General features: G+C 65.3%; 21 protein-coding genes. 12 read left to right on the top strand and 9 right to left on the bottom strand.

What is annotated here, in order from left to right; genetic code table 11:
• Positions 1–26: 26 nt before the first annotated feature.
• Positions 27–1,118 carry a mechanosensitive ion channel domain-containing protein gene (locus B7X65_RS09395; RefSeq protein WP_293594112.1) on the top strand — a complete coding sequence of 364 codons (1,092 nt, stop codon included), beginning with the start codon at positions 27–29 and terminating at the stop codon, positions 1,116–1,118.
• A 70-nt stretch (positions 1,119–1,188) separates the two neighbouring features.
• On the opposite strand, the gene B7X65_RS09390 is transcribed toward B7X65_RS09395, so the two are convergent.
• From B7X65_RS09390 to B7X65_RS09365, 6 genes are all read right to left on the bottom strand, one after another.
• The gene (locus B7X65_RS09390) at positions 1,189–1,500 is read right to left on the bottom strand and encodes a hypothetical protein (RefSeq protein WP_293594020.1); all 312 of its coding nucleotides are present in this window, start codon (positions 1,498–1,500) and stop codon (positions 1,189–1,191) included.
• Between the two features lie 459 nt (positions 1,501–1,959).
• Positions 1,960–3,168, bottom strand: a complete 1,209-nt coding sequence (locus tag B7X65_RS09385) for an ABC transporter permease (RefSeq protein ID WP_293594019.1) — start codon at positions 3,166–3,168, stop codon at positions 1,960–1,962.
• Positions 3,168–3,941, bottom strand: a complete 774-nt coding sequence (locus tag B7X65_RS09380; protein WP_293594018.1) for an ABC transporter ATP-binding protein — start codon at positions 3,939–3,941, stop codon at positions 3,168–3,170. Before B7X65_RS09380 ends, B7X65_RS09385 begins: the two co-directional genes overlap by 1 nt.
• Entirely contained in the window at positions 3,938–5,257 is a 1,320-nt protein-coding gene (locus B7X65_RS09375) for an efflux RND transporter periplasmic adaptor subunit (protein ID WP_293594017.1), read from the bottom strand. The genes B7X65_RS09380 and B7X65_RS09375 overlap by 4 nt, the downstream gene beginning before the upstream one ends.
• Positions 5,258–5,309: 52 nt before the next feature.
• Complete coding sequence (locus B7X65_RS09370) at positions 5,310–6,734, bottom strand: efflux transporter outer membrane subunit (RefSeq protein WP_293594016.1); 1,425 nt, start codon at positions 6,732–6,734, stop codon at positions 5,310–5,312.
• A 167-nt stretch (positions 6,735–6,901) separates the two neighbouring features.
• Positions 6,902–8,401 carry an AMP nucleosidase gene (locus B7X65_RS09365; RefSeq protein WP_293594015.1) on the bottom strand — a complete coding sequence of 500 codons (1,500 nt, stop codon included), beginning with the start codon at positions 8,399–8,401 and terminating at the stop codon, positions 6,902–6,904.
• Positions 8,402–8,507: 106 nt separating this feature from the next.
• On the opposite strand from B7X65_RS09365, the gene phnC reads away from it, so the two are divergent.
• The 5 genes from phnC to B7X65_RS09340 all read left to right on the top strand — a co-directional run bounded on the left by phnC (position 8,508) and on the right by B7X65_RS09340 (position 12,835).
• Positions 8,508–9,371, top strand: coding sequence for a phosphonate ABC transporter ATP-binding protein (phnC, locus tag B7X65_RS09360; protein WP_293594014.1), 864 nt, complete (start codon positions 8,508–8,510; stop codon positions 9,369–9,371).
• Between the two features lie 41 nt (positions 9,372–9,412).
• Positions 9,413–10,384 carry a phosphonate ABC transporter substrate-binding protein gene (gene phnD / locus B7X65_RS09355; protein ID WP_293594013.1) on the top strand — a complete coding sequence of 324 codons (972 nt, stop codon included), beginning with the start codon at positions 9,413–9,415 and terminating at the stop codon, positions 10,382–10,384.
• Between the two features lie 95 nt (positions 10,385–10,479).
• Positions 10,480–11,442, top strand: coding sequence for a phosphonate ABC transporter substrate-binding protein (phnD, locus tag B7X65_RS09350; protein WP_293594012.1), 963 nt, complete (start codon positions 10,480–10,482; stop codon positions 11,440–11,442).
• Between the two features lie 86 nt (positions 11,443–11,528).
• The gene (phnE, locus tag B7X65_RS09345; protein WP_324487701.1) at positions 11,529–12,260 is read left to right on the top strand and encodes a phosphonate ABC transporter, permease protein PhnE; all 732 of its coding nucleotides are present in this window, start codon (positions 11,529–11,531) and stop codon (positions 12,258–12,260) included.
• Positions 12,261–12,268: 8 nt separating this feature from the next.
• A complete protein-coding gene (locus tag B7X65_RS09340; RefSeq protein WP_293594011.1) occupies positions 12,269–12,835 on the top strand; it encodes a phosphonate degradation HD-domain oxygenase in 567 nt (188 codons plus the stop codon).
• On the opposite strand, the gene phnN is transcribed toward B7X65_RS09340, so the two are convergent.
• From phnN to phnF, 3 genes are read right to left on the bottom strand one after another with little or no spacing between them, the layout of a single operon-like run.
• Positions 12,778–13,353 carry a phosphonate metabolism protein/1,5-bisphosphokinase (PRPP-forming) PhnN gene (gene phnN, locus B7X65_RS09335; RefSeq protein ID WP_293594010.1) on the bottom strand — a complete coding sequence of 192 codons (576 nt, stop codon included), beginning with the start codon at positions 13,351–13,353 and terminating at the stop codon, positions 12,778–12,780. The genes B7X65_RS09340 and phnN overlap by 58 nt on opposite strands.
• On the bottom strand, positions 13,350–14,045 hold the full coding sequence (locus B7X65_RS09330; RefSeq protein ID WP_293594009.1) for a DUF1045 domain-containing protein: 696 nt from the start codon (positions 14,043–14,045) through the stop codon (positions 13,350–13,352). The genes phnN and B7X65_RS09330 overlap by 4 nt, the downstream gene beginning before the upstream one ends.
• Complete coding sequence (gene phnF / locus B7X65_RS09325; protein WP_293594008.1) at positions 14,042–14,815, bottom strand: phosphonate metabolism transcriptional regulator PhnF; 774 nt, start codon at positions 14,813–14,815, stop codon at positions 14,042–14,044. Before phnF ends, B7X65_RS09330 begins: the two co-directional genes overlap by 4 nt.
• Before the next feature lie 96 nt (positions 14,816–14,911).
• Here phnF and phnG point away from each other — a divergent pair, with 96 nt between their 5' ends.
• Genes phnG through phnL form a run of 6 tightly spaced genes read left to right on the top strand, consistent with a single transcriptional unit; the run spans position 14,912 to position 19,588 of the window.
• Positions 14,912–15,376, top strand: a complete 465-nt coding sequence (gene phnG, locus B7X65_RS09320) for a phosphonate C-P lyase system protein PhnG (protein ID WP_293594007.1) — start codon at positions 14,912–14,914, stop codon at positions 15,374–15,376.
• On the top strand, positions 15,373–15,972 hold the full coding sequence (gene phnH / locus B7X65_RS09315) for a phosphonate C-P lyase system protein PhnH (protein ID WP_293594006.1): 600 nt from the start codon (positions 15,373–15,375) through the stop codon (positions 15,970–15,972). The genes phnG and phnH overlap by 4 nt, the downstream gene beginning before the upstream one ends.
• A 1-nt stretch (position 15,973) precedes the next feature.
• Positions 15,974–17,134 carry a carbon-phosphorus lyase complex subunit PhnI gene (locus B7X65_RS09310; protein ID WP_293594005.1) on the top strand — a complete coding sequence of 387 codons (1,161 nt, stop codon included), beginning with the start codon at positions 15,974–15,976 and terminating at the stop codon, positions 17,132–17,134.
• Positions 17,131–18,036, top strand: a complete 906-nt coding sequence (locus B7X65_RS09305) for an alpha-D-ribose 1-methylphosphonate 5-phosphate C-P-lyase PhnJ (RefSeq protein WP_293594004.1) — start codon at positions 17,131–17,133, stop codon at positions 18,034–18,036. The genes B7X65_RS09310 and B7X65_RS09305 overlap by 4 nt, the downstream gene beginning before the upstream one ends.
• Positions 18,033–18,857: a phosphonate C-P lyase system protein PhnK gene (phnK, locus tag B7X65_RS09300; protein ID WP_293594003.1), complete on the top strand. Its 825-nt coding sequence runs from the start codon at positions 18,033–18,035 to the stop codon at positions 18,855–18,857. The genes B7X65_RS09305 and phnK overlap by 4 nt, the downstream gene beginning before the upstream one ends.
• 32 nt (positions 18,858–18,889) lie before the next feature.
• On the top strand, positions 18,890–19,588 hold the full coding sequence (phnL, locus tag B7X65_RS09295) for a phosphonate C-P lyase system protein PhnL (RefSeq protein WP_293594002.1): 699 nt from the start codon (positions 18,890–18,892) through the stop codon (positions 19,586–19,588).
• The last annotated feature ends 14 nt before the right edge of the window (positions 19,589–19,602 follow it).

The raw sequence follows: 19,602 nt of genomic DNA, 5'->3' as shown, positions 1-19,602 counted from the left end.
CGTCTTTCATGAAATACCCGGAACTGATGGAAATGCTGGCCTGGGCAGAAGATTCGTCGCTGCGGCTTCTGTTGGTGGCGGGTATTGCTGTGGCGCTGGCCCTGCTGGTGCATCGTGTGGGCCTGGCCGTGCTGCTGCGGCTGACACGTTCCATGCCGGTCGCTGCGACGGTGGTCCGGCATTGCAGGGCGCCGGCCCAACTGCTGCTGCCGCTGATTGCCCTGCAGGCCGTTTGGCAGGGCGCACCCGACGACCTGGCGCTGATAGGCGGCGTGCGCCACGCCAATGCTCTGTTGCTGTTCACGGCATTGACCTGGCTGGGGCTGCGCGCCGTTCGCGGTGTGGCGCACGGCGTCACCGACCTGCACCCGGTTGATGTCGAAGACAACCTGCACGCGCGCCGCATTCACACCCAGACCCGCCTTCTGGCGCGAACCGCGATGTTCACCGTCGTGCTGACCGGGCTGGCCCTGATGCTGATGACCTTCCCGGGGGCGCGGCAGTTTGGTACCAGTCTGCTGGCGTCGGCCGGCGTGGTGGGCCTGGTGGTGGGGATTGCCGCCCGGCCGATTTTCAGCAACCTGATTGCCGGGCTGCAGATTGCGCTGGCGCAACCCATCCGGCTTGACGACGTCCTGATCGTGGAAGGCGAGTGGGGCCGGGTGGAGGAAATCACCGGGACCTATGTGGTGCTCAAGATCTGGGACGAGCGCCGGCTCATCATTCCGCTGCAATGGTTTATTGAGCACCCCTTCCAGAACTGGACCCGCAAAAGCGCCAGCATCATCGGCACGGTGTTCCTGTGGGTGGACTACCGCATGCCGATGGAGCCCCTGCGCGCCGAAGCGCAGCGTCTGTGCGAAGCGTCACCCGATTGGGACCGGCGCCTGTGCAAGCTGCAGGTCACGGAAGCGGGCGAGGGTGCCCTGCAGCTGCGCCTGCTCGTGACCTCGGCCAGCTCCGGCCGGAACTGGGACCTGCGCTGCCATGTGCGCGAGGGGCTGGTCGATTTCATGCAGCGCGAGTATCCGCAGCACCTGCCGTTGATGCGCGCCGAATTGGCGGATTCCCGGCAGGGGGACCAGGCGGTCAGCGCCAAGGGGCTGCAGCCGGGTTGAAGCATGCTCCGCCGGACCCGGCGGAGTTCATGCCTGCCAAGTCGGCACTGTCTGCCAGCCTTCGGCGGGTTTACTTCAGGTAGCCACGCGCCTTCATGTTGTCGCAGCCGAATCCGCCCGCCCGCATGGCCGGGAGGGGGGTGCCTTTTTCCCTGGCGCGTGCTTCCATCTGCTTGTGGTTTTCTTCCTGGTAGGCCTTGCACTCTTCGTAGCTCTTGAAGCTGCGCATCCTGGCTTGGTGCTCGGTCCGCTCTTGCGGGGTCATGAGTTGGTAACCCCAGGTGTTCCCCGGGTTGGCGGCCCATGGACCTTTGGCCAGCACGGGTCCTGCAACCGAAGCGGCCATCAGCAGTACCGCCATTGAGCATGAAAGTGGTTTCATGGAGATCTCCATCTGTCAAAAAAATGCCGCAACCCCTGCGGCAGGGATGCCGTAGATGCGTCTGGCTGAAAGTTCTTCTTTCTTGCACCTGCGGCGCCGGATCCTGCCGGGGCTGATGGTTGGACCCAACAGACCGGCTGAAGCCAGGCTCCCATTCGGCACCTTTTCGGGCAAAGTGCACTTGACCCTTGTCAAGACCAGGCGGTCGTTGCCCGGGGTTTTCAGGCTTTCCGGGTCCCTGCAGAAAGGCCGTCCAGATGGCAGGACGGTTCCTGTGGCATGAGCGGGTCTGGCCGTCACCCGTGCGCTTCAGCGCAGGCTCCAGGGGGTGATGCCCACCGACGCCTGGCTGGCCTTTTGGCTTATTGCTGCGTTGTGCAGAGCAGGCGGGCATGGGGAACAGCATGCTCGCCAAACGCAACCAGAGTTTTTTGACCACGGCATGAGGGCCACCGGGTTTTATTCGTGCCGCAACGCGTCGATGGGGTCCATGCGCGCCGCGCGCCGGGCCGGAAAATAGCCGAACAGCACCCCTATGCCGGCCGAGAACAGGAAGGACAGCAGGTTCACAGCCGGGTTGAAGAGGTAGGGCACATCCATCACGGCCGCCAGCGCCAAGGAGGCGCCGGTGGCCAGCACGATGCCGATCAGGCCGCCCAGCGCTGCCAGCACCACCGCCTCTATCAAAAACTGCAGCAGCACCTCGCGCTCCAGCGCGCCGATCGCCAGCCGCAGGCCAATCTCGCGGGTGCGCTCGGTCACGCTGACCAGCATGATGTTCATGATGCCGATGCCGCCCACCAGCAGGCTCACGGCCGCCACCGCGCCCAGCAGCATGGTCATGACCTTGGTCGTGCCCGACAGCGTGTCGGCCAGTTGCTTGGTGTCCAGCACGTTGAAGTTGTCCTCGTCGGTATCGGCCAGCTTGCGGCGTTCGCGCAGCAACTGGGCCAGGCTGGCCTTCAGGCGGTCGGCGTCGCTGCCTTCCTTCATCGACACCAGCAGGGTGTTGACGCGGGTGTTGCCGGTGATGCGGCGCTGCAGCGTCTTGATCGGCACCAGCACCAGGTCGTCCTGGTCATTGCCGAAGGCGCCCTGACCCTTGGAGGCCAGCAGGCCCACCACCTCGCAGGAAATCTGTTTGACGCGCAGCTGTTCTCCGATGGCCGGGCGGGTGCCAAAGAGCTCGCGTCGCACGGTTTCGCCGATTAGGCAGACCGCCGCGCCGGCCCGCAGTTCGTCGTCGGAAAACATGCGCCCATCTCCCAGCTTCCAGTTGCCGGTGTCCAGCCAGGCATTGGTGCTGCCGATGACGCTGCTGGTCCAGTTGCGGCCATTGGCCACCAGGGTGGAACTGCTGCGCGCCTCGGGCGCGACCGCTGCGATCCCGCCAATCTGGGTGGCGATGGCATCGGCATCGAGCTCGCTGAAGGAGGGCGCGGTGCCGCCGCCCGTGCCCGGCCCCATGCGCTGGCCGGGGCGAACCTGCAGCAGGTTGGTGCCCAGGCCGGAAATCTGGTTTTGCACCGCCAGCGTCGCACCATTACCCAGCGTCACCATGGTGATGACGGCGCTCACGCCGATCACAATGCCCAGAATGGTCAAAAACGAGCGCATCAGGTTGCGCCGGATCGAACGCAGTGCCAGCAGCAGCGTGTTGAGCAGCATCAGCGGGTCTCCGTCATGGGCGCAGCGACAGGGGTGGCCGTTTCCGTCGCCTGCAGGCCGGCCGGGTGCTCATTGCGGATGTCGCTGGCCACCAGGCCATCGACAAAACGCACGATGCGCCTGGCATAGGCAGCCATGTCGGCTTCATGCGTGACCATCAGCACCGTGATGCCCTGGTCCACGTTGAGATGCCACAGCAACTCCATGATCTCGCGGCTGCGCTGGGTGTCCAGGTTGCCGGTGGGCTCGTCGGCCAGCAGCACGGCGGGCTCGGTGACGATGGCGCGCGCAATCGCCACGCGCTGCTGTTGACCGCCCGACAGCTCGGCAGGCGTGTGGTGTTCCCAGCCCGCCAGCCCGACGGAGGCCAGCGCCCTGGCCGCCGCCGCATGCCGGGCAGCCGCTGATTCGCCCCGGTACAGCAGCGGCAGCTCCACATTTTCCTGGGCGGTGGTACGCGCCAGCAGGTTGAAGCCCTGGAACACAAAGCCGAAAAAGCGCCGTCGCAGCAAGGCGCGCTGGTCGCGCGTGAGCGATTCCACATGCACGCCCTGGAACAGGTACTGGCCCGCTGTCGGCGTGTCCAGACAGCCCATGGTGTTCATGGCAGTGGACTTGCCCGACCCACTGGGGCCCATGATGGCGACAAAATCGCCGGCTTCGATGTCCAGATCAACGCCCTTGAGGGCCTGCAGCGCCGTCGCGCCTTCGCCATACACCTTGGTGATGTTGCGCAGACGGATCAGCGGCAGGCTGCGGGCGGGCTCGCTCATGGCGTTGCGCCGGCGGTCTGCTGGTCGGTGATGACGGCCATGCCTTCCTGCAGGCCATCGCCCGTGACTTCGGTCATGCGGCCGTCGCTGATGCCGGTTTTGACGGAAACGGCCGCCGCCTGGTTGTCTTTGAGCACCCAGACCTGGCGGGTTCCCGCGCCGCCCGTGGTGTCGGCGGGCTTGCGCGCGCTTGTGCGTGGCATGCGTGGCATGAGCTTGGACACAAAGCTGCCGCTGGAAGCTGCGGCGGCGGGGCTGTCGACCTGCGTGGGTGTGAAGCGCAGCGCGGTATTGGGCACCAGCAACACGCCGACGCGCTCGGTGGCGACGATGGTGGCTGCCGCGGTCATGCCGGGGCGCAGGCTCAGATCGGTGTTGTTCACCTCCAGATAGGTCACGTAAGTCACCACGTTGTCGGTCTTGGTGGAGCCGAACGCCACGCGGGTGATGGTGGCCGGGTAACGGCGTGACGGATAGGCGCTGACGGTAAAGCTGGCCTTCTGGCCGACCTTGACCGAACCCACGTCAGCTTCGTCGACGTTCACTTCCAGGCGCAATTGAGCCAGATCTTCGGCCACGGTAAACAGCGTCACCGCCTGCAGCGAGGCGGCCACGGCGTTGCCCGGATCGACCGTGCGCGTCAGAACCACGCCGTCAATCGGTGAACGGATCGAGGCCTTGGCGAGGTTGGTTTCGTCGGTGGAGGCAGCGGCGCGCGCCTCGGCCACATTGGCGCGGGCGCTGGCCTCGGCGGCCACGGCGCGGTCCACGCTGGCGCGGGCACTGTCGAGTTCGGTCGCCGACGGCACCTTGCCGCCGGACAGACGCGCCACTTCCTCAAAACGCGTCAGACCGGCCCGGGTTTCCTTCACGGTGGCTGCGCTCTGGGCCAGTTGGGCCTGCATGGCCGCCAGCGAAGCGCGCGAGCGCAGCACCTGGTCGGACAGTTTGGCCGTGTCCAGCTCGACCAGCACCTGGCCTTTCCTGATGCGATCGTTCACGTCCACCAGCACGCGCTTGACCGTGCCCGAGAGTTCGCTGCCGATGTTCACCGAGCGTGTCGGTTGCAGCGTGCCGTTGGCCAGTACGTTGAGTGTGAGATTGCCCTTGCGGACGGTTTCGGTCACATAGTGCGGCGCGGCGCCGGTCTTTTTTTGCGCCAGCCAGTAGGTCAGGCCCGCTGCAAGCACGAGGAGGGCTAGCGCGATGAGCCATGGCGTGGGGCGCTGCCACCAGGGGCGGGCGCGGTCCTCGTTCAGCAGGGTCTGCAGATCAGCGGCAGATGGCGTGGATGCAGGTGGGGTGGGGCTGTTCATGGTCGGTGTTTGTGATGGGAGGCAGGTTCTTCGGGCCGTCTCTGCATATCTGTCAACGCGTGGCGGTTCCCGGCTCGGGCGTCCAGCCGCCGCCCAGGGCCTTGTAAAGGCGCACATGGTCAGCGCTCAGGCTGGCGCGGGTGCTTTCCACGCTGTCCTGGGTCGACAGCAGGGTACGCTGCGTCTCCAGCACCGAGCGAAAATCGATCAGCCCACTGGCGTAACGCTGGCGGGCCAGCAAGTCAGCATTGGTCGCCGCGTCCGCCGCCGCCTGCAGCCGGACCAGCCGCTCCCGGTTGCCTTGCAGCGACACCAGCGCGTTCTCCACGTCTTTCAGCGCAGTCAGTACCGTCGCCTGGTAACTCACGCGCGTTTGTTCCAGCGCGGCTTCCTGCGCGCGCACCTGGGCGCGGGCCGCGCCGCCGTCAAACAGCGGCACCGAAATACTGGCCAGCAAGGCATTCACCACGGTGCCGGCGGTGGTGAGTGAGGCCAGGCTCAAGGCGCTCAGGCCGAGAGAGCCGCTGATCTGAAAACCCGGATAACGCGCGGCGTCAGCCTGCGATACGCGCGCCAGGGCGGCGCTGATGCGATGTTCGGCCGCGCGCACGTCCGGGCGCTGGCGCAGGGTTTCCGCGGGAATGCTGAGTGCGAGTTCGCCGGGGGCCTGCGGCACGGGGCCGGTGGTGGTCAACAGGGCCTGCAACGCGCCGGGCGCCCGGCCGGTCAGCACCGCCAGGCTGTATTGCGCCTGCGCAGCACTGGTTTGCAGCGCCGGAATTTGCGCACTGGTTTGTGCGCTGGCGGCACGTGCCTGCTCCAGGTCGAGCGAGGACGCCAGTCCCGCCTGGACCCGCCAGTCGGTGATCTGCTGCGTTTCGTTCTGGCTGGCCAGGTTGTTGCGCGCAATGGCCAGACGCGCCTGCAGCCCGCGCAGTTCGATATAGGTCACCGCCACCTCGGCGGCAATGGACACCTGTGTGTCGGCCAGGCTGGCCTGTGCGGCCTGGGCATCGGCTTCGGTGGCGCTCAGGGCGCTGCGCCTGCCGCCAAACACATCCGGCTCCCAGCTTGCATCAAAACCCGCCTTGAACAGATTGCCGGCCGCGTTGTCGCCTGACTTGCTGCGCTGGGCAGAGCCCGCGGCGTTGAGTTTGGGCAACAGATTGGCCGAACTGACATCACGCAGTGCTCTGGCCTGCTGCAGCGCCGCCTGCGCGGAGCGCACCGTGGTATTGGCTTGCAGGGACTGGGTCACCAGACTGCCGAGCAAGGGGTCGTCGAAGCGTTGCCACCAATGCGCCAGCGAGGTCGCGGCGGCCGGCGCGGTGGCGCTGCCAGACCAGGCCGCAGGAATCGGCGTCTGCGGCAGCGCGCCGCCCTGCGGCGACAGGGATGCGCAGCCGGACAGCAGCACGGCCAGTGCCAAGAGCAACGGGGCGCGCATCGGGCGGAGTCTGGAGGGGGAGGGGGTCATGGGGCGACAAAACCAGACATATGCATAAAGCACATTATTTGCTCTTCGCATGACGCATTCGCTTGCGCCCCGTCAAGTTGTGTAAAGCTGTGGCTACCTGATGACCCATCGCGGGCTCAGAACTTCCATGCACCGGCCAGACGGCACGGAAATGGTGCGTTTCCGGATTACTGGAAGGCCACTTCCGAAAAACTGCGCAGCTTCCGACTGTGCAGCTGGCTGCTGCCCTGGGCGCGCAGCAGTTCGATCGCCCGCATGCCGATGCGCAGGTGCTGGTCGACCCGCTCGCGGTAGAAGTGGTTGGCCATGCCGGGCAGCTTGATCTCGCCGTGCAGCGGCTTGTCGCTGACACACAGCAACGTGCCGTAGGGAACGCGGAACCTGAACCCGTTGGCGGCGATGGTGGCGCTTTCCATGTCCAGCGCGACGGCGCGGCTCTGGCTGAAGCGGCGCTGGGGCTGGTTGCCTGGCAGCAATTCCCAGTTGCGGTTGTCGGTGGACGCCACGGTGCCGGTGCGCATGATGCGCTTGAGATCCGGCCCCTCCAGATGGGTCACGTCTTTCACAGCGCGTTCCAGTGCCACCTGAATTTCGGCCAGCGCCGGAATCGGCACCCACAGCGGCAGCTCTTCGTCCAGCACGTGGTCTTCGCGCACATAGCCGTGCGCCAGTACATAGTCGCCGAGCTGCTGGCTGTTGCGCAGCCCTGCACAGTGGCCCAGCATGATCCAGGCATGGGGCCGCAGCACGGCAATGTGGTCGGTGATGTTCTTGGCATTGGCCGGCCCGACGCCGATGTTGACCATGGTGATGCCGGTGCGGTCGGCGCGCATCAGGTGGTAGGCCGGCATCTGCGGCAGGCGCGGCGGCGCCATGCCCAGCTCGTCGCCGATGCTGGCCGGCAGGCCCGCGCGGCGGGTGACCACATTGCCGGGCTCGACAAAGGCGATGTAGTCGCTGTCCGGGCGTGCCATTTCTTCATGGCCCAGCCGTACAAATTCGTCAATGTAGAACTGGTAGTTGGTGAACAGTACAAAGTTCTGGAACCAGTCGGGCGAGGTCCCGGTGTAGTGACGCAGGCGCTGGAGGGAGTAGTCCACCCGGGCGGCGGTGAACAGCGACAGCGGCTGCGGCTCGCCCGGCCGGGGCTCGTAAGTGCCGTTGGCAATGCCGTCGTCCATGGCCGCCAGGTCGGGCAGGTCGAACACGTCGCGCATCAGCATGCGCCTGTCTGCGCTCAGGTTGCCTTCGATGTGGTCGTGCTCGGCAAACGAGAAATGCACGGGAATGGGCTGGGTGCTGGTGCCCACCTCCAGCTCGACCGAATGGTTTTGCATCAGCAGACGGAACTGTTCCAGGTAGTAGTTGCCGTAGAGGTCGGGCCGCGTCAGCGTGGTTTCAAAACGGCCTGGCCCGGCCACAAACCCATAGCTGAGCTGGGAAATGTCGGGCGTTTCCAGGATCGCGCGTGCCACGGTTTCCGTGTGCACCCGCACAAAGGGGTAACAGGCCCGCACATGGCCGGGCAGGGTTTCGCCAGCTACATAACGGTGCATGGCATCGCGCAGGTGCGCAATCTGCTGGTCATAAATCAAGCGAACCTGGGCCAGTGCGGCGGCCGGGTCGGCGTAGCGGGTGGGGGCGATAAAGGCGGGCAGGTAAGGCATGGGCTTATTGTGCTCCGCTCCCCGAAACGCGGCTTTTTAGCCGCCACTGACACGAAACCGACACATTGCGACCCTAGATTCAACGGCAACACCACTTGGAGAGACCATGGACGCTGCCATCCGGATCAACACCCTGAGCAAGACATTTGGCAATGGCCGCAAGGCCTTGCAACAAATCGACCTGAGCATTGCGCCCGGCGAAATGGTCGCGCTGATCGGGGCTTCCGGCTCCGGCAAGTCCACCTTGCTGCGGCACATGGCGGGGCTGATGGCCGGCGATGCATCGGAGCAGGGGTCCATCGTGATCCACGGCAGGACCGTGCAGCGCAACGGGAAAATCGCGTCCAACATCCGTTCGGTGCGTTCGGGCATCGGTTTTGTTTTCCAGCAGTTCAATCTGGTGGGCCGTCTGCCGGTGATTGTCAATGTGCTGGCCGGCACCTTGCACCAGGTACCGATGTGGCGCAGTCTGATCCGCTGGTTCACGCCCGAGGAAAAGGCCAGAGGTATCGAGGCGCTGCGCCGGGTGGGCATCGCCGAATGCAGTGCACAACGGGCATCGACGCTGTCGGGCGGCCAGCAGCAGCGAGCGGCGATTGCACGGGCCATGGTGCAGGGCGCCAAGGTGGTGCTGGCCGACGAGCCGATTGCCTCGCTGGACCCGGAATCCTCGCGCAAGGTCATGGACATCCTGGCCCGCGTGAACCGCGAAGACCAGTGTACGGTGGTGGTGTCGCTGCACCAGGTCAACGTGGCGATGAAGTATTGCGCCCGCACCATCGCCCTGCACCAGGGCAAGGTGGTGTACGACGGCCCGTCGGTCGGACTGACGCCCGCCGTGCTGCGCGACCTCTATGGCGCCGAGGCCGACGACATCCTGTCCCTGGGCGACGCCATTTCCAGCCTCGAAGACAAGGCCAAACCCGTTCCCCACCTCGCGTGGCCGACGCCGATGGCGCAGGCCGCCTGAGCCGGGTTCCGTCGTTCCCCCTGTATTCGCAAGGAAAAACCATGATTAAAAACATGTTGACAGGACTGGTTCTGACGGCGCTCGCCATTCTGGCGCCGGTGCAGGCCCAGGGCATGAAGGAGTTCAGTTTCGGCATCCTGTCCACCGAGTCGAGCCAGAACCTGAAGCAGGACTGGCAGCCCCTACTGGCCGACATGGAAAAGCGCACGGGCATCAAGGTCAACGCCTTTTTTGCCCCCGATTACGCCGGTGTGATCGAAGCCATGCGTTTCAACAAGGTCCAGGTTGCCTGGCTTGGGAACAAGGCGGGCATCGAAGCGGTGGACCGCGCCGGGGCCGAGGTGTTTGCTCAGGTGGTCAACAGCGACGGGTCCATCGGTTATCACTCCATGGTGTCCGTTCACAGGGACAGTCCGTACCAGTCGATCGAGGAAGTTCTCAGGAATGGAAAGTCCCTGAACTTCGGCATGGGCGATCCCAATTCCACCTCCGGCTTTCTGGTGCCGAGTTATTACATCTTTGCGCTGAACAAGGTGGATCCCAAAACGGCCTTCAAGAACATCCGCGGCGCCAACCACGAGGCCAACATCATGGCGGTGGCCAACCGGCAGGTCGATGCCGCTGTGCACAGCTCCGATGTGCTTGAGCGCATGCAGGCGCGCGTTCCCGAGGTCGCGGCCAAGCTGCGCGTGATCTGGAAGTCACCGCTGATCGCCGGCGACCCGCTCATGTGGCGCAAGGACCTGGACGGGGAGACCAAGCAGCGTGTCAAACAGTTTCTGCTCAGCTACGGCAAGGGGCCGGACGCGGCGCGCGAGACCGCGATCCTGAACAAGCTGACGCTCAGCGGTTTCCGCGAATCAGGCGATGCCCAACTGATGCCCACGCGTCAGCTGGAGCTGTTTCGCGAGAAGACGAAGCTGGAGGCCGACGCGGCGATGAATGCGCAGGACAAGGCCGCAAGGCTCGAGCTGATCAACAGGAAGCTGGCCGAATTGCAGCGCACCTCGTGATGCCAGACCCCGCGTCACCGACAGCGGACATTGCGCCGCCGGCAAGCACAAACCCTTTTCTCTTCACTTCACTTCACTTCACATAAGGAATCATCATGCTCAGGAAATTCATAGGCGGCCTGGCCGCCGCCATTCTGGTGGCCGCTCCGGCCCTTGCCCAGGACATCAAGGAAGTCAATTTCGGCATCATTTCGACCGAGTCGTCGCAGAACCTGAAGTCGGACTGGCAGCCGTTGCTGGAAGACATGGCGAAAAAGACCGGCTACAAGGTCAATGCCTTCTTCGCGCCTGACTATGCCGGCATCATCGAAGGCATGCGCTTTGGCAAGGTGCATGTGGCGTGGTTCGGCAACAAGTCGGCCATGGAAGCGGTGGACCGCGCCGGCGGCGAGGTGTTTGCCCAGATGGTCAACGCCGACGGAACCCAGGGCTATTACTCGCACCTGATCGTCCATAAGGACAGCACGCTCAAGTCGCTGGACGACGTGATCAAGAATGCCAAGAACCTGTCGTTCGGCAATGGTGATCCCAATTCGACCTCCGGCTTTCTGGTGCCCAGCTACTACGTTTTTGCGCAGAACAAGATCGATGCCAAAACCGCTTTCAAGGTGTCCCGGGGTGCCAACCATGAGAGCAACGCGCTGGCAGTGGCCAACAAACAGGTCGATGTGGCCACCAACAACAGCGAGAACCTGGACAAGATCAAGGACCGCCTGCCCGAGAAGTTCAAGGACATCCGTGTCGTCTGGACCTCCCCCCTGATCCCGCTGGACCCGCTCGTCATGCGCAAGGACCTGCCTGATGCGGCCAAGCAGAAGCTCAAGGACTTTTTCTATGGTTACGGCAAAGGTGGCCAGCAGGAAAAGGATGTCCTGATGAAAATCTCCAAGCTGTCGGCCTTCAAAGCCTCCACCAATGCCCAACTGATCCCCATCCGCCAGCTGGAGCTGTTCAAGGAGCGCAACAAATTCGAGGCCGATGCAAGCTTGCCCGCCGCCGACAAGCAGGCCAAGGTGGCCGAGATTGACCGCAAGCTCGCCGAGCTGAGCCGGAACTGAGGTCGCCCGTGAACACCCCTGTCCATCTTTCCGTGCAGGCGCCTCCTGCGCCGCTGCAAGTGCCGCGCGCCAGCCTGCTGGGCCTGATGGCCTGGGGCGTATTGCTGGCCTTGCTGGCCCTGTCCTGGAAGGGCGCGGACATGCGCCCCCTGGACCTGCTGCGCGATTCCGGCAACATGGCCGAGTACGCCGCCAGCTTCTTCCCGCCCAACTTCAGCCAGTGGTCTTATTACCTGGAGGAGATGGTGGTCACGGTGCAGATCGCGCTGTGGGGCACGGCCCTGGCCGTGGTCTGTGCTGTGCCGCTGGCCCTGCTGTCCTCGGCCAATATTGCACCGGTCTGGGTTCGCCAGCCCATTCGTCGCCTGATGGATGCGGCACGCGCCATCAACGAGATGGTGTTTGCCATGCTGTTCATCGTGGCCGTGGGCCTGGGCCCGTTTGCCGGCGTGCTGGCGCTGTGGATTCACACCACCGGCATCCTGGCCAAGCTGTTTTCGGAAGCGGTGGAATCGATTGACCCGCAGCCCGTCGAGGGCATACGCGCCACGGGTGCCCATGCGCTGGAGGAAATCCTCTACGGCGTGATCCCGCAGGTGCTGCCGCTCTGGATTTCCTACACGCTGTACCGCTTCGAGTCCAACGTGCGTTCCGCTTCGGTGGTGGGCATGGTGGGTGCCGGCGGCATCGGCGTCGTGTTGTGGGAGATCATTCGCGGCTTTCAATATGCCGAAACCTGCGCCGTGATGATCATCATCGTGGTCACGGTCAGCGTCATCGACCTGATTTCAGCACGCATACGCAAGGCACTGGTCTAGGAACAGCCATGGCATTGAAAATTGAAGAGATCACCGCAGTTTTCCAGACACGCGGGGCCGCGCAGTACGGCGGCGAGGCGATCAACCAGCTGCAGCACGCGCTGCAGTGCGCCCACATGGCCGAGCGTTCGGGCGCCTCGCCTGAACTGGTTGCTGCCGCGCTGCTGCACGACCTCGGCCATTTGCTAGTACAGCGGGAACCGGCGAAGGAAGCAGGTGTTGATGACCTGCACCAGTTTCTGGCGCTGCCGTTTTTACGCGGTGTATTTCCAGACGCCGTGCTCGAACCCATTCGCATGCATGTGGACGCCAAGCGCTATCTCTGCCGGGTGGACAGCCAGTACCAGGCCAGCCTGTCACCGGCGTCGCAGCGCAGTCTGGCGCTGCAGGGCGGGCCGTTTTCCGGAGAGGAGGCCGCCGTTTTCATGGCGCAGGCTTTTGCCGCCGATGCGGTGGCGCTGCGGCGCTGGGACGACCACGCCAAAGACCCTGCGGCGACACCGCCCGATTGGGCCCACTACCGCGTGATTCTGGAACAGGCCGCCTCTGCCGTCCCGGCTGAACCGGTCAGGTAGTCAGCCAAACGCTGGCCGGCGACTTGCAGCGCTCCATCGTTGACGATCACGCAATCGGCTGGCATGCCGGAGAAAGTAGCGTTGCGTGCCAGCCTCTCGACAATGGCCGCGTCGCTATCGCGCCCCCGTTGCGCCAGGCGGATGGCCAGGCGCTCCGGATCGGTGCTGATCTGCACCACCCGAAGATCGGATGAAGGTGGCAGGCTGTTGACATGGGCGCGCGAGCCGTTGACAACCACGAGACATCCGGCCCTGACGGCGTCGGCGTAATGGCTGGCAATACCGTAACTAAATCCGTGCGCCTGCCAGTGCCAGCTAAGGCTGCCCGACTGCAGCAGTTCGGCAAAGACCGGTGCGGTGACCGGATCGTGGTCGGAGCCCGGCTGCACGGGGCGCGTCACCATGCGGCGCGCAAACACGATGTTGGACCGCCCGCTGAGCGCCTGTCGCGCAGCGTCGATCACGCTGTCCTTGCCGGAACCGGACGGTCCGCAGACAAACACCCAGAGGCCGCTCATGCCCCCAGCCTGACATCCATGACACGCTGAAACGGTGCGCCCGGGCTACGTTCGACAAACAGGCAGAGCCGGTCCAGGGCCAGGGGGGCCTGGGTGTTGAGGCGGTCCACGTCCGCAGCGACCGCCTGGCTGACCTGCCGGGCAAGGGCCGCATCGACGGGGCCGGTCAATGTCAGATGCAGGCGAAATCTCTCCATCACATAGGGGTAGCCATACAGATTCAGCAACTCGGTCTCGCGGGCGTCCAGAGGGGTCGCGCGGCGGCGGGCAAGCTCTGCCGCCTCGGGAGGGGCGCGCAAGTCGTCGAGCCCGGCCACACAGGCTGCCGCCAGCGCCTGCAGGCCCTCGGGGGGGGCCTCGGGAACCAGCGCCACGAAGTTGCCCAGTGCGGCGGCACGCAGCGGTCCCAGCGGCACCGGTGCCAGCGTCTGCGCCAGGCGGCCCAGGCGTGCCACCAGATCGGATTCGTCGTGTGCAGCTGACAGCCTGAAGGGCGCTTTCAACGTGGCGTGGAAGCCGTAACGCCGCGGTTCCGCAGTGATGGCGGCAAACTCCGCTGGTGGCAAGCCTTCCTGCAAGGGCTGGGGCAGTGCCGTGTTGTCGTGTTCGTTGCGGCCCAGCCAGTGCGCGCCAAAGGCCCACCATGGCGAGTGCCGGTCCGGCGCAAAATAAATGGCGTAACGTGCGCTCATGCGAACGTTCCCGTTTCATTTCCTGCATTGATCACCAGCTGGACCCGGTCGCCGGAAAACACGGTTTCCCCGTACTTGATCGGCAGGCCGGCCATGTCGACGTCCAGGCACTCGACGCACAGCACCGGCCGCGTCAGCGGCTGCTTCAGCAGCCGTGCGGTTTCAGCGGAGGGCATCTGGGTGGTGACGCGGCTTTCGGCGCGCACATAGTCCTCGACACCAAAGTGCCGCAGGATGTCCGTGGTGCAGGTGCCGCGGCCAAGCATGTCGAGCAGGCCGGCAAACCGCCCGGCGGGGTAGTAGGCCGTGGCCAGCGCGATAGGCTGCTCGTTGGCCTCGTCCAGCATTTCCACCATCAGCACCTTGCCACCCTTGCCCAGCCGGAGTTCATGCGCCGCTCGTTCAGGTGCGGCCATTTCCCGGGCGGTGAGCAGCTGTTTGCTCGGCAACAGCCCCTGGCGCTGGAGGTTTTCGCTGAAACGCGTACGGCGCGACAGCACGTAGTCGAGCAGTTCGTGCTGGACGAAGGTGCCACGGCCCGGTTCGATCCGCACCAGACCATCACCCTGCAGGGCGGCGACCGCCTGGCGCAGCGTGTGGCGGTTCACGCCAAAACGTGTGGAGAGCTCGTTTTCACTTGGCAGACGCCCGGTCGCCGTGAAGGCGCGGTCACGGATTTCGGTGCCCAGTGTGTCGGCAATCTGCTTCCACACAGCCACACCGCTGCGCCGGCCGGGCGCGCTGGAAAGAGGGCGTTCGCTTGTCATCATTTGGTCATGTTGTCCGGTTGAACTAGGGTCTTCCTGCAGCCCCTGTGGTTGTTTGCAGTGACAAACCCAACTCTAGTGACTGATTTAGACATCTGTATGACAAACGAGTCGATAAACCCAAACCATGAACCCCGCAGGCGCTGGCTGGCCGTGCTGGCACGCGCCACCCGGCCCGAACTTGAAAAGGCGTGGGCTCTCTTGGGCGCCCTGCCGCCGCTGGAGCATGTCCGGCCTGCCGAATCGGGCATGGTCATGCTGCGCGGCCGGGTCGGGGGGACCGGCGACGCCTTCAATCTCGGGGAGGCCAGCGTGACGCGTTGTGCCCTGCGCGTCGGCCCGGGCGCGCTGGGCGTGGGTTACGCCCTGGGGCGCGACCGCCGCAAGGCCGAGCTGATTGCCGTGGCCGATGCGCTGCTGCAGGACCCCACACGCCACGCGGACATCATGCATGCGGTGGTTGAGCCGCTGGCCAGGCAACAGGCCGCGCAGCGGGACGCGACCAGTCGCGCGGCGGCCGCGTCGAAAGTTGAATTTTTCACGTTTGTGCGGGGCCAGGCATGAATCAGAACCAGCCACTGAGTGCCGGCTTCGCCGATCCGGTGCATGACGCACAGACTGCTTTTCGCCGTGTGCTCGATGCGCTGTCGCGGCCGGGCCGGCGCTTCGTTCTCGGCGGCGCGGTTCCGGGTCTGGCCCTGGGCCCGGCCATGGCGCATCTGCTGCTCGCACTGACGGACGACGACACGCCGGTATGGTGGCAGCGCGAGGAGGGCGGTGCCCCGGACTGGCTGCGTTTTCACACCGGGGCGGGCCGGGCGGCCGCGCCGCAAGAGGCGGCTTTTGCCGTGCTCGTCGATGCGGGGGCCATGCCGCCGCTGGACAGCTTTGCGCCAGGCTCGGCGGAAGCGCCCGAACGCTCGGCCACCTTGCTGGTGGAAGTGCCCTCGCTGGATGACGGCCCGGCCGTCGAGTGGCGTGGTCCCGGCATCCAGGACATGCAGACGGTGCGGATTGCGGGCTTGCCCGACCACTTCTGGACGCAGTGGCAAGTCAACCACGCCGCGTTTCCACAAGGGGTGGACATTGTTTTTACCTGCGCGGACCTGGCGTTGGGGCTGCCGCGCACGACCCGCGTGCGACGTCTGGAAGGAATTTGATATGTATGTAGCCGTCAAGGGCGGAACCGCCGCCATCGAGAACTCCTGGCACCTGCTCGCCGCGCAGCGCCGCGGTGATACCGCGCTGCCGGAACTGTCGGTTGCCCAGATCCGCACGCAGCTGTCGCTGGCGGTCGATCGTGTCATGTCCGAGGGCTCCCTGTACGACCCCGAACTGGCCGCCCTGGCGATCAAGCAGGCCAGTGGCGACCTGATCGAGGCGATTTTCCTGCTGCGTGCCTACCGCACCACGCTGCCGCGTTTTGGCTACAGCCTGCCGCTGGACACCGCACAGATGAACCTGACACGCCGCGTCTCGGCCACGTTCAAGGATGTGCCCGGTGGCCAGGTGCTCGGCGCCACGTATGACTACACCCAGCGTCTGCTGGACTTTGCCTTGTTGGCCGAAGGGGACAGCGACGAGGCGGAGCCGGCGCCCCAGGGCGTGGCGCAGCCCTTGCCGGCCAGCATGCCGCGTGTCAATGAATTGATGGCGCGTGAAGGCCTGATGGAGACACCGCGTCCCGTCGCAGACAGCGAGCCGGGCGACCTGACGCGTGAGCCACTGATGTTTCCGGCCGACCGGCCGCTGCGCCTGCAGGCCCTGGCGCGTGGCGACGAAGGCTGGTTGCTGGGCCTGGGCTATTCCACGCAGCGCGGTTATGCCAATGCCCATCCGTTTGCCGGTGAAATCCGGCGCGGCGCCGTGTCGGTGGAAATTCTGGCAGACGAGCTGGGCTTCGCGATTGATATCGGCGAGGTGGAAGTCACCGAGTGCCAGATGATCAACCAGTTTGCCGGCAACCGCGAGGTGCCGCCGCAGTTCACCCAGGGCTACGGCCTGGCGTTTGGCGGGGCCGAGCGCAAGAGCATGGCGATGGCGCTGGTCGATCGCGCGCTGCGTGCGCGCGAACTGGGCGAGCTGGCCGTGGCGCCGGCACAGGACGAGGAGTTCGTGCTGTCCCATGCCGACAGCCTGGAGGCCTCCGGCTTTGTGCAGCACCTGAAGCTGCCGCATTACGTGGACTTCCAGTCCGAGCTGGAACTGGTGCGCCGGCTGCGTGCCGTCCATGCGCAGGAAGGGCAGGATGAAAAACGCGCGGACCCCGGCCGTGGAGCGCCCACCCCCCACACCGAACCGGCGATACAGAAAGCAGCATGATGGACGAGCATTACAACTTCGGATTTCTTGACGAGCGGACCAAAAAGATGATCCGCCGCGCCATGCTCAAGGCGGTCGCCATTCCCGGCTACCAGGTGCCTTTCGGCTCGCGTGAAATGCCGTTCGCCTACGGCTGGGGCACGGGCGGCGTGCAGGTCACGGCCAGCATCATCGGCCGCGATGATGTGCTCAAGGTCATTGACCAGGGTGCGGACGACACGACCAATGCGGTCAACATCCGCCGATTTTTTGCGCGCACCACCGGCGTGCCGACCACGGAGAAAACCGCCGAGGCCACCATCATCCAGACGCGGCACCGCATTCCGGAAGCCGCCCTGACCGAAGCGCAAACCATTGTCTACCAGGTGCCCATGCCGGAGCCGCTGTTCCGGCTGGAGCCACGCCGCCTCGAAACCATCACCATGCACGCGCTGGGGGAATACGGCCTGATGAACGTCAAGCTCTACGAGGACATTGCCCAGCTCGGCGCCATTTCCAAGACCTACGACTACCCGGTGCTGGTCAACGAACGCTACCTGACCTCGCCTTCGCCGATACCGAAGTTCGACAACCCCAAGATGCACATGAATCCGGCGCTGCAGCTGTTCGGGGCAGGCCGGGAAAAACGCATTTACGCCATCCCGCCCTACACATCTGTACGCAGCCTGGATTTTGAGGACCACCCGTTTGAAGTGCAGCGCTGGGAACATGCCTGCGCCCTGTGTGGCGCGGCGGAAAGTTTTCTCGACGAAATGATTGTGGACGATGAAGGCAGCCGCCTGTTTGTCTGTTCGGACAGTGACTTCTGCAGTGGGCGCCGCGAGGGCGGGCATGTGGGCACGCAGCAGGCCGTGCAGATGCCGGACGCGCTGGCGCGCGCAGCGGTGGGGGGCGCGCGATGAGCAGCGATCTTCTCCTGTCCGTACGCGATGCCGGCAAGCAGTTCATGCAGGGCCAGCGTCTGCGCTGGGCTTGCCGCGGTGTGAGTTTTGACCTCTACCCCGGCGAGGTGCTGGCCGTCGTCGGTGAATCCGGCTCCGGCAAGTCCACGCTGCTGCGCCTGCTGGCGGCGCGTCTGGCCTGCGACGAAGGGTCGGTCCATTACGACCTGCGGGAGGAGGCCGGCAACGGCGTCGCCGCATCACGCGGCGCGTCCGGGCTGGTGGATCTGGCCGGGTTGTCCGAAGCGCGGCTGCGCTGGCTGGCCCGCACCGACTGGGGTTTTGTCGAGCAGCATGCACGCGACGGCCTGCGCATGAATGTGTCGGGCGGCGCCAACATCGGCGAACGCATGATGGCTCTGGGCGCGCGCCACTACGGCAAGCTGCGCGGCGAGGCCCTGAGCTGGATGGAACGTGTCGAACTCGATGTGGACCGCATCGACGACCTGCCCGGCACCTACTCGGGCGGCATGCAGCAGCGCCTGCAGATTGCCCGCAACCTGGTGACCCATCCGCGCCTGGTCTTCATGGACGAGCCGACCACCGGGCTGGATGTCTCGGTGCAGGCGCGGCTGCTCGATCTGCTGCGCGAGCTGGTCGACCAGCTCCATCTGGCGGCCGTGATTGTCACGCACGACCTCGCAGTGGCGCGCCTGCTGGCGCACCGCATGCTGGTCATGAAAGACGGCTGCGTGGTCGAGCAGGGCCTGACCGACCGCGTGCTCGACGACCCGCAGCATCCCTACACCCAGCTGCTGGTGTCTTCCGTTCTCACCCCCTGATTCGCCACTTGATTCGCCACCTGAGCATCACCATGACTTCTGTCCTTGAAACCAGCGAGCTCTCCAAGACTTTCACCCTGCACGCGCGAGGCGGCCTGGCGCTGCCTGTTTTTTCCGGCATCAGCCTGAGCGTCGGCCCCGGCGAGTGCCTGGCCTTGACCGGCCATTCCGGCAGCGGAAAAAGTTCGCTGCTGCGCTGCCTGTACGGCAATTACAGCGCCAGCAGCGGAGAGGTGCGCATCCGCCACCAGGACCAGTGGCTCAGCCTGTCCGCGGCAGCGCCGCGCGAGGTGCTGGATGTGCGGCGCCGCACGCTCGGTTATGTCTCGCAGTTTCTGCGCGTGATTCCGCGGGTCTCGACGCTGGACATCGTGGCCGAACCGCTGCGCCGCCTCGGTGTGGCCGCCGACGAGGCGCGCGCCCAGGCCGCGCAGTGGCTGGCGCGCCTGAACCTGCACGAGCGCCTGTGGCACTTGCCGCCCGCGACGTTTTCCGGCGGTGAGCAGCAGCGCGTGAACATCGCGCATGGCCTGATTGCCAACCACCCCGTGCTGCTGCTCGACGAGCCGACCGCCTCGCTCGATGCCGACAACCGCCGCGTCGTGGTGGAGCTGATTCATGCGGCACGTGCGCGCGGGGCCGCCGTCGTCGGCATTTTTCACGACGACGAAGTGCGCGAAGCGGTAGCGAGCCGCTGCCTGGATGTCGAACACTATCGAAAATCAAACTGAACCGGAAGATCCCC

The organism is Polaromonas sp. 39-63-25, from assembly GCF_002278925.1.
Classification (GTDB): domain Bacteria; phylum Pseudomonadota; class Gammaproteobacteria; order Burkholderiales; family Burkholderiaceae_C; genus Polaromonas.
This window is presented reverse-complemented; position numbering and strand designations above follow the sequence as displayed.

Excerpts from the sequence above, each read along its gene's own strand:
- B7X65_RS09395 (WP_293594112.1), top strand. The coding sequence starts at position 27 with ATGGAAATGCTGGCCTGGGCAGAAGATTCGTCGCTGCGGCTTCTGTTG.
- B7X65_RS09390 (WP_293594020.1), bottom strand. The coding sequence starts at position 1,500 with ATGAAACCACTTTCATGCTCAATGGCGGTACTGCTGATGGCCGCTTCG.
- B7X65_RS09385 (WP_293594019.1), bottom strand. The coding sequence starts at position 3,168 with ATGCTGCTCAACACGCTGCTGCTGGCACTGCGTTCGATCCGGCGCAAC.
- B7X65_RS09380 (WP_293594018.1), bottom strand. The coding sequence starts at position 3,941 with ATGAGCGAGCCCGCCCGCAGCCTGCCGCTGATCCGTCTGCGCAACATC.
- B7X65_RS09375 (WP_293594017.1), bottom strand. The coding sequence starts at position 5,257 with ATGAACAGCCCCACCCCACCTGCATCCACGCCATCTGCCGCTGATCTG.
- B7X65_RS09370 (WP_293594016.1), bottom strand. The coding sequence starts at position 6,734 with ATGACCCCCTCCCCCTCCAGACTCCGCCCGATGCGCGCCCCGTTGCTC.
- B7X65_RS09365 (WP_293594015.1), bottom strand. The coding sequence starts at position 8,401 with ATGCCTTACCTGCCCGCCTTTATCGCCCCCACCCGCTACGCCGACCCG.
- phnC (WP_293594014.1), top strand. The coding sequence starts at position 8,508 with ATGGACGCTGCCATCCGGATCAACACCCTGAGCAAGACATTTGGCAAT.
- phnD (WP_293594013.1), top strand. The coding sequence starts at position 9,413 with ATGATTAAAAACATGTTGACAGGACTGGTTCTGACGGCGCTCGCCATT.
- phnD (WP_293594012.1), top strand. The coding sequence starts at position 10,480 with ATGCTCAGGAAATTCATAGGCGGCCTGGCCGCCGCCATTCTGGTGGCC.
- phnE (WP_324487701.1), top strand. The coding sequence starts at position 11,529 with ATGGCCTGGGGCGTATTGCTGGCCTTGCTGGCCCTGTCCTGGAAGGGC.
- B7X65_RS09340 (WP_293594011.1), top strand. The coding sequence starts at position 12,269 with ATGGCATTGAAAATTGAAGAGATCACCGCAGTTTTCCAGACACGCGGG.
- phnN (WP_293594010.1), bottom strand. The coding sequence starts at position 13,353 with ATGAGCGGCCTCTGGGTGTTTGTCTGCGGACCGTCCGGTTCCGGCAAG.
- B7X65_RS09330 (WP_293594009.1), bottom strand. The coding sequence starts at position 14,045 with ATGAGCGCACGTTACGCCATTTATTTTGCGCCGGACCGGCACTCGCCA.
- phnF (WP_293594008.1), bottom strand. The coding sequence starts at position 14,815 with ATGATGACAAGCGAACGCCCTCTTTCCAGCGCGCCCGGCCGGCGCAGC.
- phnG (WP_293594007.1), top strand. The coding sequence starts at position 14,912 with ATGACAAACGAGTCGATAAACCCAAACCATGAACCCCGCAGGCGCTGG.
- phnH (WP_293594006.1), top strand. The coding sequence starts at position 15,373 with ATGAATCAGAACCAGCCACTGAGTGCCGGCTTCGCCGATCCGGTGCAT.
- B7X65_RS09310 (WP_293594005.1), top strand. The coding sequence starts at position 15,974 with ATGTATGTAGCCGTCAAGGGCGGAACCGCCGCCATCGAGAACTCCTGG.
- B7X65_RS09305 (WP_293594004.1), top strand. The coding sequence starts at position 17,131 with ATGATGGACGAGCATTACAACTTCGGATTTCTTGACGAGCGGACCAAA.
- phnK (WP_293594003.1), top strand. The coding sequence starts at position 18,033 with ATGAGCAGCGATCTTCTCCTGTCCGTACGCGATGCCGGCAAGCAGTTC.
- phnL (WP_293594002.1), top strand. The coding sequence starts at position 18,890 with ATGACTTCTGTCCTTGAAACCAGCGAGCTCTCCAAGACTTTCACCCTG.